The sequence below is a fragment of the Shewanella psychrophila genome (assembly GCF_002005305.1).
GTDB lineage: Bacteria > Pseudomonadota > Gammaproteobacteria > Enterobacterales > Shewanellaceae > Shewanella > Shewanella psychrophila.
In genome coordinates this window covers 3,576,244-3,589,906 of record NZ_CP014782.1, presented here as the reverse complement: position 1 = coordinate 3,589,906, position 13,663 = coordinate 3,576,244, and the positions used below count along the sequence as shown (strand labels likewise).

The window sequence follows — 13,663 nt, the reverse complement described above, 5'->3', positions numbered from 1 at the left end:
CTAACTTGTGCATTCGCGGCAAGCTAGCCCAGTTTGCAATATATCAATTAAATATCGTTAATCTGATAAGTTGGTTTTATCGGTCCTATCTGAGTTTAAAAGCGCTTGCCCCGTCCTTCGAGTGACAAACATGAGGATTAACATGATGACCACTAAAAGTCCTGTTCCCATTAGCAGGGCATAATCTTCCAGCTTGAGAATGGAGTAGAGCACAGTATACAGGGCAATCAACATGGCTGACATGATCCCACCGCGTTTGATACAGGATGTAGCACTTGCAACATAGGCCGAAACTGAAATAACGGGGATGCTGGCCGCTATGATGTAAGCCAGTGAGAAGATTAAGTGCTCTGACAGAGACAGTAGCAAGAGATAAAATAGTGTCATAGCACAGCCCACTAGCAGATATTGTATCAGACTAAGTCTGGTCTTCTGACCGAGTTCAAAGATCAGTAACACGATGAAGCTCAGCACAATAAATAGTAGACCGTATTTCACAGAACGCTCTATCTTTCCGTAGTGGGTGACGGGTTCGAACAGTACTGTGTTTGCCTCTATCTCTCTTAAGTTGATCTCTTGGTTTTTGCTAAATACTTGAGGGAAATTACGGCTGAGATGGCTGACTTCCCAACTAGCACTGAAGCCTTGCTTAGTGACTTCTCTATGTGCCGGAAGTATTCCCTTGAAACTGGGGTGAGGCCAATCGGCGGTGATCTTGATACTTGTCTGCTCACCCAGAGGCAGTGCGCTGATAGATTGTGAACCCCTTAGTTTGACAGCAAAATTTAAGATTAATTTCTGCTGTCCACTTTCCAGTTTAACGGGCTGGTGGAAGCCCCGCTCCAGTCCAATCTGATTCGACAGTCCCGTGCCCGACATTATGCTGGATTGTGCGATCAACTCCCCGGTAGATTCACTTTTAAGTTCGAAATTCTCTATTTTATCTATGGCTTGATTGGCTGATATGCCGAAGACGATACGGGCATTTTCAATATCGAACTTAGACAGGTTTGGCACCTTAGCTGGGGCTAGCTCGAAGTTTGCGGTGCCAGTGAGACGTGCATTGTAGACCAGAGATTGAAATATGCCTCTGGAACGAAAATCATGTGTGAGGTCGATATTTAGCGCTAGCTGTTTAGGTAAGATCACCAATTCATTTTGATAGGTGCTGGTAAATTTTCTGACCTTGCCTTCGTCATTGACCGTCTCTTGTACGACTCGATAGGTATAGGGTACGACCAGGGCTGGCCCGGAGATCTGCTGTCGCTCTCCCCAGGATTGGCCTATTTCCTCCACCACTTGATGGTATAGGGCCTCTCTTTCCCAAACCATGTCCATTACCATGCCCAATGGAATGAGTGACAAAATAGATACGAGCGCAACCAGTAGTATTTTATGGGTAAGATTAGTTTTAGCTGAAGTAAAAAGATCTAACATGAAAATTCCCTCTAATGTGATAGACACCATTTGAACAGAATATTGCATGAATATGGGGGCTAAGCTGTGTTCAATGGTGGCGAGAAAAAGGCAATCTGGTGAGGAATTGAGGAGCTAGGATTGGTATTAATGTGTGAGATATATTTTTCTTTCGTTCTCGATGAAATAGCTCCTTCAATTTATGGGTCTAATGCTGCATCTTAATTGGAGACTGAAATGCTAGAGATTAAACCTATACCTGCGTTAGTCCTTGCCCGCGTGTTATTAGGACTCTTCCTGTTAACGACAGCGATGAATCGCTTTACAGCCCTCGATGCTGGTTATTTTAATAAACAACTCACGGGCATAGGCTTGCCTGAGCTTACTTGGCTATCGGCGTTGTTAGGCGTCATGCAGCTAATTGGGATTGTTGCGTTAATCTTTCCTAGGCATAAACTGAGCCAGAGAGTTCTTTATCTGTATTCGCTATTGGCCTTGATACCTATGTCGATGCTATTTACTCACCCGGTTTGGATCGATAGTCTGGGCGGATTTCCTGCTATAGGCGCTGGACAGGGATTGATTAAGTACCTAGCGATAGCTGGTGTATCTGCTTTTATCGCCTCTCATTATGGTGATGATAAAAAGATAAACCGCTTCTCACTTAAGGTTATCTGGACCGGTGTGGTATTGGTGATGCTATGGATAGGCGGAATGAAATTTACTCAGTTCGAAGCCGATGGTATCGAGAGATTAATGGCGACGAGCCCATTGTTTAGCTGGATTTATGATCTATTTAGTGTGCTTCATGGTTCATATTTTATCGGATTAATTGAGTTAGTTGCTGTCTTTGGTCTTATTATTGGCAGTAAATATAATTGGGCTCGGACATTGGGTTTAGTGGTAGCAGCCCTGACCTTTCTGGCGACCCAGACCTTTATTATCAGCTTACCGGCCTATGAGGTGAGCCAAGGATTCCCACTACTAACCGGGAGTGGTCAGTTTATAGTGAAGGATCTCGTCTTGCTGGCGGGATGTCTATTGCTTTACGCAACTCATAAAAAAGCAGTCAAATAGTTGAGATGAGCGACAGGCAATAAAAAAGAGCGCTTAAGCGCTCTTTTTTTGTGTCAGTTTTCATACCGATTGGTATAACCTGAAACTTATTCGCTTTCACTCTCGTTGAGTCTCTTCTCCAGCGCATCGACCTGTGCCTGTAAGGCTTCTAGCTTTTCACGGGTCTTGAGTAAAACATGCTGCTGAACTTCAAATTCTTCATGGGAAACCACATCCAATTTCATCAACTGGTTTTGCAAGATTTGCTTACTCTTATCTTCAAACTCACCAGCGAATTGCTTCAGGCCGCTGGGCAGGCTATCGGCTAATTGCTTGGCAACTTCTTCAATTTTCTTTGGATTTATCATTATCTATGGTCCGCCGTTGGCAAATGCTATAAGCACTCAGTGCTTTAATATTAGCTGGATTGTACCTGAGCATACTCGCTATTGGAAAAAGATTACTCACAAAAGTTGAGTTATTGTATTTAATGAAAATAAAAGGCCTGAATAATACCAATTAGTATTATTCAGGCCTGAGTGTTGAAGAACCTAGAACCTAGAACCTAGAACCTAGAACCTAGAACCTAGAACCTAGAACCTAGAACCTAGAACCTAGAACCTAGAACCTAGAACCTAGAACCTAGAACCTAGAACCTAGAACCTAGAACCTAGAACCTAGAACCTAAGCTTTAGATGTATCGAGGGCTGATTCTTCGTCAAAAACGGGTAGTGGCTCATGCCTTTCTGCCAAGTAGGTATAGATCACTGGTAACACAAACAGAGTGAACAGCGTGCCTATGGCTAAGCCTGACACGATCACTAGACCTATGTTAAAGCGTGCCACTGCACCGGCTCCTACAGCGAATAGCAGTGGGATAAGGCCAGCAATCATGGCTGCTGTTGTCATCAAGATTGGGCGTAAACGTACGGTAGCCGCAAGTTTAATCGCATCCATCTTACTAAGGCCGTTATGCAGTTGTTCCTCCTTGGCCACTTCACACATCAAGATACCGTGTTTAGTGATCAACCCCACTAAGGTGATCAGGCCAACTTGGGTATAGATGTTCATCGATGACAAACCGAAGACATGAGTCCAGCCCAGGGCTATGAGTGCACCACTGATAGCAAGTGGAACAGAAACCAAGATAACCAGAGGGTCGCGAGCACTCTCGAACTGGCTGGCTAGCACTAGGAAGATGATTGCTAGCGCTAGGCCGAAGGTGGCAAACAGGGCGGAGCCTTCGGTGACAAATTGTCGAGATTCACCCAGGAAGTCATAGCTGTAGCCTTTAGGCAGGTCGGTATCACCAATATCTTGCAAGAAGGTGATGACATCCCCCATAGCCACTCCGGGTGTGGCTACGCCGCTCACCGTCAGAGAGTTCATCTGATTAAAGTGTGGCAGGGATCTCGGCTCTGATACCATCTCGATATCCACTAAGCTAGATAGTGGGACCGAACGACCATCGGCGGCTTTTAGGTAATAACCGTCGAGCGATTCCGGGTTCGCTCGGTACTTACGTTCAACCTGAGGGATGACTTCATATGATCGGCCATCTAAGTTGATACGATTAACATAACCGTCGCTCATCATGGTCGTCAGGGTCACACCGATATCTTGCATCGTGATACCGTAAGTACCAGCCAAATCACGCTTGATATGGAGTTTCATGGTGCCAGAGTCGAATTTCAGGTCGATTTTCGAGTAGACAAAAAGTGGGCTTTTTTGCACCTTTTCAAGCACGCCACTACCAATTTGGAATAGGCTCTCAAATGAGTTAGAAGTCGTGATAACAAATTGTATGGGTAAGCCGCTGGATGCACCAGGAAGTTCAGGCATCTGGAAGGTCGTGACCGCCATGCCCGGGACTTCCTTAACTTCTTTCCCTAGTATTTTCTGCATCTCTTTCTGTGATTTATCTCGCTCACTCCATGGGACCAGTGGCGCAATACCAAAGGCTTGGTTGGAGTTTGGTACGCCGACAAAGGCCAGTGATGCGGCTGATTCAGGATGGGCTTTAATCATGCTGGTGACTATCGCCATATTAGACTGGATATAGTCCAAGTTAGCTGTTGATGGTGCAGTACCCATCATCATGACCACACTCTTATCTTCGTTCGGAGCAAGTTCAGATGGGATAAAGTGAAACATCACAGGCAGTGAGGCAAACACGATAGCCGCGAATCCGATCACCACGGGACGACGCTCCATGACGGCATTGAGCATACGCTGATAACGCTTAGTCATGCCTGCAAGAAAGCTCTCGACCCCACGCTCGAAACGATTAGGTGTCGTGTGAGATTTGAGGATCTTGGAGCACATCATAGGTGAAAGTGTCAGTGCCACGATCCCCGAGATAAATACCGCACCGGCTAAGGTGAGGGCAAACTCTTTAAACAAGGAGCCTGTTATTCCTCCCATCAGGGCTATCGGTGCATAGACCGCTGCCAGAGTTATGGTCATGGATATCACAGGTACCGCGATCTCGCGGGTACCGATAATCGCTGCCCTGAACGGTGTCTCACCTAGCTTGATATGCCGATCGACATTCTCTACCACCACGATGGCGTCATCCACCACTAAGCCGATGGCTAGAACCATGGCTAGTAGAGTCATTAGGTTCAGCGTAAAGCCAAACATCTGCATGATAACGGCAACGCCTACTAGTGACAGAGGAATGGTTACTATCGGGATAATGACGGCGCGTAGTGAGCCTAAAAATAAAGTTATCACTACGATAACGATAAGCGAGGCCTCACCAATTGTCTTAATCACTTCGTTAATAGATTCATCGATAGCGAGAGAGGAATCATACAAGATGCGTGTCTTCATAGAGACTGGTAGATTACGTTCTATATCTGGCATCAGAGCGCGTGCATCGGCTGCGACGACTAATGGATTGGCTGTTGGAGTGACATCCAGTGCGACAACTACAGCCTCTTGTCCATCGGCCAGAGCGCGGTAGACATCGTGGCTCTTTTCCAAGCTGACATCGGCAATATCACCGAGACGAATAACCAGACCATTTTTGCTAGCTATAACAAGTTTTTTGAGCTCATCGACGGTGGCAACTTGAGTATCAGCTGTACCATTGAACAGGGTAAACACCCCATTGGCTTGACCTACGGCAGATTGATAGTTATTGGCCTGCAGAACCTGCATCACCTCGGATGAGGACAGGTTGAAGGCTCCCATACGAGCAGGGTCTAACCATATTCTCATGGCGTACTTGATACCGCCATAGAGGTTAACTTTAGCAACCCCATCTATGGTAAACAGCTCAGGTTTAACGACACGTTCGAGATAATCCGTTATCTGGCTTGAGTTGATCTGATCGCTATAGAAAGAGATATACAAGACAGAGGTCTGTGAACCTGTGGACATATCCACGGTGGAGTCTTCGGCCTCTTTAGGAAGCTGAGAACGTACCGAGTTAACCTTGGCCAGAATATCGGCTAGGGCACCATTGGGATCTGTGTTTAGCTTCATATAAACAGTGATCTTGGAGGTACCAAGGGCGCTGTCTGAAGTCATGAAGTCGACATTGTCGGCTTGAGCAAGGGCTTGCTCCAGAGGCTGAGTAATAAAGCCCTGGATCAAGTTTGCATCGGCACCATAGTAGCTGGTGGAGACGGTGACCACGGTATTGGTCATCTCAGGGTATTCACGAACCTGCATACTGTTAAGGGAGTAAAACCCTAATAGCAGCAGGAGTAAGCTTATCGAGGCGGCGAGTACCGGTCTGCGAATAAAAATATCAGTAAAGCGCATTGCCAGCTCCTCTTAAAGTTGTGGCATCGTAGCCGGAGGAGTTAGAGCTTTATCCTCGGTCACTTTGACTTTGCTGTTGTTACTGAGTCTGATCTGGCCGGAAGTCACGATAAGGTCGTTAGCCTTCAAGTCACCACTGACGAGGGCATCGTTACCATTACGCTCGAGTACTTCGACATTTATCTGCTTGACTCGTTTTACCATATTTCCATCTTCACTCACCTCATGAATGACATAGATAGAGTTACCGTAAAGGGTAAAGTTAATGGCTGTCTGTGGTAGAACAAGTTGGTTAGTTAATTCTGGCAGCAGAATGGCGACACGGGCAAACATACCACTACGCAACTTAGCGTCTATGTTAGGTATTTTGGCCTGAATTTGGATCAAGCCGCTTTGATAGAAAACTGCAGGCTCGATAGCCGATATCTTGCCTTCGAACGGATGCTCAGGGTAGGCATCGACATAGACATTAATCGTTTGTCCTTTTGAGATACGTGGTAGCTGTGTCTGAGGTACGGTAAAGCGGATCTTCATGGTGCTGATATCTTCGAGTCGAACGATATCGGTACCGGCCTGGAGGTATTCACCTAAATTAACACTACGGATCCCGATAAGCCCGTTAAATGGCGCGTCAATTTCTCTGCGATCAATGGTAGCTGTTAAGCTTTCGATATCTGCTTTAAGTGCCAGGTATTTAGCTTGGCTATTGTCAAGATCTTGCTTAGATACCGACTTTTGTCTATACAGGAGTACTAGTCGCTTATAGTCGGCCTCAGCAGCAGGAAGCTGAACCATCTTACTCTTAAGGTTGGCTTTTTCTACCGCTGAGTCGAGTACAATTAAACTCTGGTCTACCTTGACCTTACTACCATTTTCGAAGTTGATTTCAGATACTACGCCAGAGAGCTCATTGGCAATGGTGAGTCCTTGATTTGGCTCTACAAATCCAATAGCATCGATGGTGGGTTGCCAATTAACACTAGCCAGAGTCAGTGCCGTAACTGGGGATTCTGGTTCAGGCATATTAGCGATGGCATCGGCAATCTTGGCCTTAACCATTAAGTTAAATCCTATCACTGAACCGAATGCCAGTAGTGCGATGATTAGCATCATCAGGGTCCACTTTTTCATAGTCCTGATAGCTCCTTTTGAGTTAAGTTAGGTAGATCGGTTTGGTAGAAAATGCCACTGGAAGCATCAGATTGATTCGAGTCATTCATAGTCCTGATAGCTCCTTTTGAGTTAAGTTAGGTAGATCGGTTTGGTAGAATGCCACTGGAAACATCAGGTTGATTCGAGTCATTCATAGTCCTGATAGCTCCTTTTGAGTTAAGTTAGGTAGATCGGTTTGGTAGAAAATGCCACTGGAAGCATCAGATTGATTCGAGTCATTCATAGTCCTGATAGCTCCTTTTGAGTTAAGTTAGGTAGATCGGTTTGGTAGAATGCCACTGGAAACATCAGGTTGATTCGAGTCATTCATAGTCCTGATAGCTCCTTTTGAGTTAAGTTAGGTAGATCGGTTTGGTAGACGCCGCTGGCAGCATCAGGTTGATTCGAGTCATTCATAGTCCTGATAGCTCCTTTTGAGTTAAGTTAGGTAGATCGGTTTGGTAGAAAACGCCGCTGGCAGCATCAGGTTTATTCGAATCATTCATAGTCCTGATAGCTCCTTTTAGTTTGTTTAGTAATGGTTTGCCAGCAAAGGTTACAGGCAAGTTCTAGTTCAGCTTTATCGTATTCTAATTGTTTGCGTCGGATGCTTCGTCCAAGGGCGACTGCAGGCTCTAGCGACACGGCAAAGAGAGCTTTGTTGTGAAGAGAGTGAAACAGGCCTTCAGCCTTGCCTTCTTCGAAGAGTAGATGTAGCTCTCCAAAAGTTGTTTTTTCGAATGTCTGATGTGGGTCTGAGTCTATGCCTGGTAGATGGATATATTGCTCATAACTGAGGTTAGCTGGCGTACGTTGACGACCGAAATCAACGATATTGAACCAGATCCTCTTGAATCTCTGCTCGAGTGTACCTTCACGGCTATTTTTTAAAATATGGTTTGCGACTACGCGCAGTACATTTTTTCTAAGTTCGCCGATTAACTCATCTTTGTCCTTGAAATATCGGTAGATGGTTCCGGCGGCGACGCCTGCTTCATTGGCTATTTGCTGCATAGATAGCCCTTGCAGGCCTTTAGTGGCGATGATCTTCTCAGTTGCCTCGAATATCAGTTCGCGTTTGTTATCCATGAAAGGTCTGAACTCTTGAGTGAATGAACGTTCATTCATTATTTTATGTCAGAGGACTGCCGAACGCAATTCCCAATGTGTAAATATAAATAATAGTTACTTTATTTAGCTTGAACAGTAAGCTTGGTCGTTTGTAGACAATTGATATGGAAATAAGTTTTATCTTAAGTCAGTTCCGAATTCATTTAACTGGCTGAGAAATTTAAATTGTCAGATTGAAATGTCCGAGTTTCTGGTATGATCGCCAGCTTCAAAAACCTTTAAATCTTGGTAAAAGTAACCCCATGAAGCTAAACCCCGGACAAGATGAAGCCGTGCACTATGTATCTGGCCCCTGCTTAGTACTTGCGGGGGCTGGTAGCGGTAAGACTCGAGTGATCATCAATAAGATCGCTCATTTAGTGCAGAAGTGTGGCTATAAGGCTCGGAATATCGCGGCGGTGACTTTTACTAATAAAGCTGCCCGTGAGATGAAGGAGCGAGTGGCTCAGTCCATGGGGCGTAAAGAGGCACGCGGATTATGGATATCGACATTCCACACACTGGGTTTGGAGATCATCAAGAGGGAGCATAAAGTCGTCGGTCTGAAACCAGGTTTTTCCTTGTTCGATGATCAAGATTCCTTGGCTCTGCTCAAAGATCTTACCGAAGATGAGCTCGATGGTGATAAAGATCTACTTAGATCCTTGATGACGGCGATTTCCAATTGGAAGGGCGATCTCATCATTCCTTCTCAAGCTGTCAAGATAGCTAAGGATGAGCAGTCACAACTGTTTGCCGCTCTTTACGCAAGATATGCTCAGCATATGAAGGCCTATAATGCGCTGGATTTTGATGATCTGATTTTAATTCCGACACTTATACTTAGGCACAATGCTGAGGTGAGAACGCGCTGGCAAACTCGTATTCAATATATGCTGGTGGACGAGTATCAAGATACTAACACCAGCCAATATGAGATGGTGAAGCTACTTGTGGGAGATAGGGCCCGTTTCACAGTGGTGGGGGACGATGATCAATCTATTTATTCATGGCGAGGGGCGAAGCCACAGAATCTGGTGTTATTGGGTAAAGATTTCCCTGCTTTACGTTTGATTAAGCTAGAGCAAAACTATCGCTCTAGCCAAAGGATCTTAAAAGCTGCCAATATTCTCATCGCCAATAACCCCCATGTATACGATAAGGCGCTGTTTAGTGAGCTGGCCTATGGTGAGCCGCTGCGAGTATTGATCGCCGCCAATGAGGAACAGGAAGCGGAGCGAGTCATTGCCGAGATGATCCGCCACAAGTTCATGGGGAAAACTCAATTCGGAGATTATGCGATTCTCTATCGGGGTAATCATCAGTCACGTCTGCTGGAGCGGTCGCTGATGACTAACCGCATTCCCTATAAACTCAGTGGTGGTACTTCATTCTTCGGTAGAGCCGAGATCAAAGATATCATGGCTTATCTCAGGTTGGTGGTGAATCCGGATGATGACAATGCCTTCCTACGAGTCGTTAATCTGCCTAAACGTGGAATTGGTCCATCTACACTAGAGCGTTTGGGTACCTTCTCAAACGAACGTCAGATCTCTATGTTTGAGGCCAGCTTCGACCCAGAGTTGAACCATCACCTCCCTCCAGCGGCTATGGCTTCTCTCTACAAGTTTGGCAAGTTTATTGTCGATACCAGTGAGACTGTGACTCGAGGAGAGCCCATAGAGGCCATTAAGCATTTGATCCGTAATATTAACTATGAGGATTATCTCTACGAGACCAGTACCAGTGCCAAGGCGGCTGAGATGAGAATGAAAAATATCTCCGAGCTGTATCGATGGGTCACTGAGATGCTTGAAGGGGATGAACTCGATGAAGGGATGACGCTGCCTGAAGTGGTTACCCGTCTAACCTTGCGTGACATGATGGAGCGTAACAGTGAAGATGAAGGGGGTGATCAGGTTCAGTTGATGACGCTGCACGCATCTAAAGGCTTGGAATTCCCTTATGTATTTATGGTGGGTTCAGAGGAGAGGATATTACCTCATCAAAGCAGCATAGATGAGGGGAATGTTGAGGAGGAACGCCGCTTAGCCTATGTAGGGATCACACGCGCCCAAAAGGAACTCTGGTTTGTACTTTGCCGTGAACGTCGGCAATTTGGTGAGACTATACGCTGTGAGCCAAGTCGTTTTCTGCTGGAACTGCCTCAGGATGATCTAATCTGGGAAAATCGTAAACAAGTGCAGAGTGAGCAACAAAGGCAGACGACTGGTAAGTCTAATATTGCCAATTTGAGGGATATGTTTAAAAAATAGCCTTTAGATAAATGGAAACCTGTAGATTAGCTCATGGAATTAAGATCGAGTTATTGGGTTTAACTGTTCACATAGAGTTAAGCGCAAACTAAATCTTTGGTGATAGAGTTTAGGTTGATCACTTCGCCAAGGGCTTGACCCTGACCTAAATCGAAACCTATTTTTACTAATGTCTCCTTTTGCTGTGCGGCACAAATCCCATCTACAAAAACCACTAGCTCTAGTGCTTGAGCGGTTAAATAGTGTGCCTTTAATAGTTTAAGGTGCTGCTCGTTATTAAGGTGTTTGGTATAGCTAGAATCCAGCTTTAGGCCCTGGAGTGGTAAGAAGGTTAAGCTACTCAAAGCGCTATGAGCACTACCATAGCCAGTCAATCCGAGTTTTACCTTGAGATTTTTAAGAAGTTCAAAGGCATTGATATGGTTATCTGTATCTAAGATAAAACCTTTCTCATCAAAAAATAACCATAACTGATCTGGGCTAAAGCGGCTCTGTTTAAGCTTATTTTTAAGTTGCCTGACAGCATGTTTATGTTTTAAGTGTGTGCCAGAAATATTGAGATGTAGGGGCAAGTGGCCTAATGATTGTTCGCCAAGCGCCCGGTGATCTGTATTGAGTTGGTCCAGTAGATAGATATCCAGTTCGGTTATCAAGTTACAATGTTCGGCAATATTATTGAGCTGGGCTTGCTTTACTTTTCCTAGCAAGGGGTGATTCCAATGCAAACGTGGTTCTAAGGCTACCGTAGAGAGTTTTTTCAAATTTTGAATAGGCAGATAAGTCAGGTGCAGCTCTTGATTCGATATTGCTTGCCTTAATTCAATCTCAAGTTCTACATCTTTGACTAGCTGTTGGTGAGACTTCTCATCGAAAATTACATAACAGCCTTTGCCTTTGGACTTAGCTTGATACATGGCAGCATCTGCATCACGTAAAAGGGACTCAGCCGTATCTGACTTATGATCACAGCTAAATGCGATTCCTATGCTGGCTCCAGAGGTGAAACTTTGATTGGCTAATTCATAGGGGCGCGATAATTCTGTGAGAATACGCTCTGCAACTTCCTTAGCATCGCAAGTGTCACTGATGCAGTCGAGTAAGATCACAAATTCATCTCCACCGATCCTCCCTAAGGTGTCATTATCACGAATACAAAGGCGTAGGCGCCTTGAAGTCTCAATCAGAAAACTATCTCCTTGTTGATGACCTAAGGTGTCATTAATGAGCTTAAATCTGTCGAGATCGATAAATAACAGGCCGAATCTATCTAATCCATGTCTGCGAATGTGTTTTACGGCTTGGGTTAACCGCTCCATAAACATGGCTCGATTAGGCAGGCCTGTTAGGCTATCGTGATTAGCATCATAAACAAGTTGTTCTTCCGCTTTACGTCTCTGGGCTACTTCTTTCTCTAAATCTTGATTTAGCATGGCCAGAGCACGTGTCCGGACGATGACTTTTTCTTCTAGCTGTTCGTAGCTGGACTTAAGAGATTCTGCGGAGAGTTTTTTCTCGATCGCAGTGGCTATGTGTTGAGACACGAAAGTCAGCAGATCGAGATCTTTGTCTTGGTAGCTCTGGGATATGCATAGGCTATAGATGGTTAAAGCTCCACGAACCTGCCCATGGATAAATAAGGGGATCCCAATCCACTGATAGACGTCTTGGGTATAGTTCAGCTCAGGCATCTTTGAATAAACAATTCCCGCGTCTATCAAGGCATCTAGATCAGTACGTTGAAGTAACAAAGACCTGCGGTTCTTGATGACGTATTCAGTTAAGCCATCACATGTGGTTCTTGGCTGTGGGGTTGTAGTTTCGTTCTGAGTCACATAAAAAGGAAAGTGTATACGAGTTAACCTATCATCGAGCAGGGCTATATAGCAGTTACTCGCTGGCATTAGATGACTGATCACTCTATGAATTTCCGAATAGAAGGAGTCGCTATCTATGTTAGAGGTAGCAAGATCTGCAATTTCGAACAAAGACTTCTGTAGACGCTCGGCACGACGCCTTTCAAACACTTCACGTTTGAGCTTATCGTAAGCAACGCTAAGCTCTTTGGTTCTCTGCTCTATTGCTTGCTCTAGCTGCTCTTGATGCTCTAATCGTTCTAATATGCCAGAGATTTGATAGCTGACAAAGTGAAGTAGTTCTATCTCCATTTCTGAAAAATTGATATCGGGGGAGTAACTCTGTACCACTAATACACCAGAAGTCCGGTTGTTTACTTTGATTGGCACGCCTAACCACTGATGACATGGAGCTCCTCTGCTGACAATCTTATTCGTAGCAATAAGTTGATCAAAGATCATATCATCACAAAGAAGTGCTTCACCGGACTTGAGTACGTATCCCGTTAGGCCGCTTAACAAGGTCTCTGAAATTGCATCTATAGAATAGATAGTGTTTGGGTGTGGATCCTTCTCATCGAGGAAAAAAGGAATATTTAACTTGTAGGTACTTGAGTCTAATAAGGCAACAAAAAAGTTATCTGCAGGAAGAAGCAAATTTAGTGAGCGATGAACTTCAGAAAAGAAGGCATTAGGCGAATCAACATGAGCCGCTAGATTTGAGATCTCTAACAGTAGATTCTGGGTGACTTCGGCTCGCTTGTATTTAAGAGCCAGACTCTTTAAGCGAGCAATCCTTTTTTGCAAACGTTCAGCTTCACGGTGTGAATGTTGAACCAATTCTTCCCTAAACATGATTTCCGCCAATCGCTATTTATTATATGAGAGCTAGGATTTGGACTAAATTTGTACAAGAGGTATTGATAGCACGAAAAAACAACAGTGCCAAGTCATTATTTTGACGCTCGACAGTTCGAAAAGCGCCCAAAATGGATTAATTTGCCCCAATTAGTTAAAAGGTGAGCA

Annotated in this window: 8 protein-coding genes; 2 read left to right on the top strand and 6 right to left on the bottom strand. The window is 44.8% G+C overall.

Translation table 11 applies throughout. The features are described 5' to 3' along the window. Positions 1-57: 57 nt before the first annotated feature. Positions 58-1,437 carry a cell envelope integrity protein CreD gene (gene creD, locus sps_RS15370; RefSeq protein WP_077753327.1) on the bottom strand — a complete coding sequence of 460 codons (1,380 nt, stop codon included), beginning with the start codon at positions 1,435-1,437 and terminating at the stop codon, positions 58-60. 216 nt (positions 1,438-1,653) lie between these two features. On the opposite strand from creD, the gene sps_RS15365 reads away from it, so the two are divergent. Beyond that, positions 1,654-2,493, top strand: coding sequence for a DUF417 family protein (locus sps_RS15365; protein ID WP_077753326.1), 840 nt, complete (start codon positions 1,654-1,656; stop codon positions 2,491-2,493). Between the two features lie 86 nt (positions 2,494-2,579). Here the strand turns inward: sps_RS15365 and ubiK are convergent, their stop codons facing one another. From ubiK to sps_RS15345, 4 genes are all read right to left on the bottom strand, one after another. Beyond that, complete coding sequence (gene ubiK / locus sps_RS15360) at positions 2,580-2,840, bottom strand: ubiquinone biosynthesis accessory factor UbiK (RefSeq protein ID WP_077753325.1); 261 nt, start codon at positions 2,838-2,840, stop codon at positions 2,580-2,582. 316 nt (positions 2,841-3,156) lie between these two features. After that, entirely contained in the window at positions 3,157-6,246 is a 3,090-nt protein-coding gene (locus tag sps_RS15355; protein ID WP_077753324.1) for a multidrug efflux RND transporter permease subunit, read from the bottom strand. Between the two features lie 12 nt (positions 6,247-6,258). Continuing rightward, the gene (locus sps_RS15350) at positions 6,259-7,377 is read right to left on the bottom strand and encodes an efflux RND transporter periplasmic adaptor subunit (protein WP_077753323.1); all 1,119 of its coding nucleotides are present in this window, start codon (positions 7,375-7,377) and stop codon (positions 6,259-6,261) included. A 519-nt stretch (positions 7,378-7,896) separates the two neighbouring features. Next, positions 7,897-8,526: a TetR/AcrR family transcriptional regulator gene (locus tag sps_RS15345; RefSeq protein ID WP_237157847.1), complete on the bottom strand. Its 630-nt coding sequence runs from the start codon at positions 8,524-8,526 to the stop codon at positions 7,897-7,899. 245 nt (positions 8,527-8,771) lie between these two features. Here sps_RS15345 and rep point away from each other — a divergent pair, with 245 nt between their 5' ends. After that, positions 8,772-10,784 (top strand): DNA helicase Rep, encoded by a 2,013-nt coding sequence (gene rep / locus sps_RS15340; protein ID WP_077753322.1) that lies wholly within the window; start codon positions 8,772-8,774, stop codon positions 10,782-10,784. Between the two features lie 77 nt (positions 10,785-10,861). On the opposite strand, the gene sps_RS15335 is transcribed toward rep, so the two are convergent. Beyond that, positions 10,862-13,492, bottom strand: a complete 2,631-nt coding sequence (locus sps_RS15335; protein ID WP_077753321.1) for a sensor domain-containing phosphodiesterase — start codon at positions 13,490-13,492, stop codon at positions 10,862-10,864. Between the last annotated feature and the right edge of the window lie 171 nt (positions 13,493-13,663).

Bases quoted from the DNA above. Each gene is read 5' to 3' on its own strand.
- creD (WP_077753327.1), bottom strand. From the start codon at position 1,437: ATGTTAGATCTTTTTACTTCAGCTAAAACTAATCTTACCCATAAAATA.
- sps_RS15365 (WP_077753326.1), top strand. From the start codon at position 1,654: ATGCTAGAGATTAAACCTATACCTGCGTTAGTCCTTGCCCGCGTGTTA.
- ubiK (WP_077753325.1), bottom strand. From the start codon at position 2,840: ATGATAAATCCAAAGAAAATTGAAGAAGTTGCCAAGCAATTAGCCGAT.
- sps_RS15355 (WP_077753324.1), bottom strand. From the start codon at position 6,246: ATGCGCTTTACTGATATTTTTATTCGCAGACCGGTACTCGCCGCCTCG.
- sps_RS15350 (WP_077753323.1), bottom strand. From the start codon at position 7,377: ATGAAAAAGTGGACCCTGATGATGCTAATCATCGCACTACTGGCATTC.
- sps_RS15345 (WP_237157847.1), bottom strand. From the start codon at position 8,526: ATGAATGAACGTTCATTCACTCAAGAGTTCAGACCTTTCATGGATAAC.
- rep (WP_077753322.1), top strand. From the start codon at position 8,772: ATGAAGCTAAACCCCGGACAAGATGAAGCCGTGCACTATGTATCTGGC.
- sps_RS15335 (WP_077753321.1), bottom strand. From the start codon at position 13,492: ATGTTTAGGGAAGAATTGGTTCAACATTCACACCGTGAAGCTGAACGT.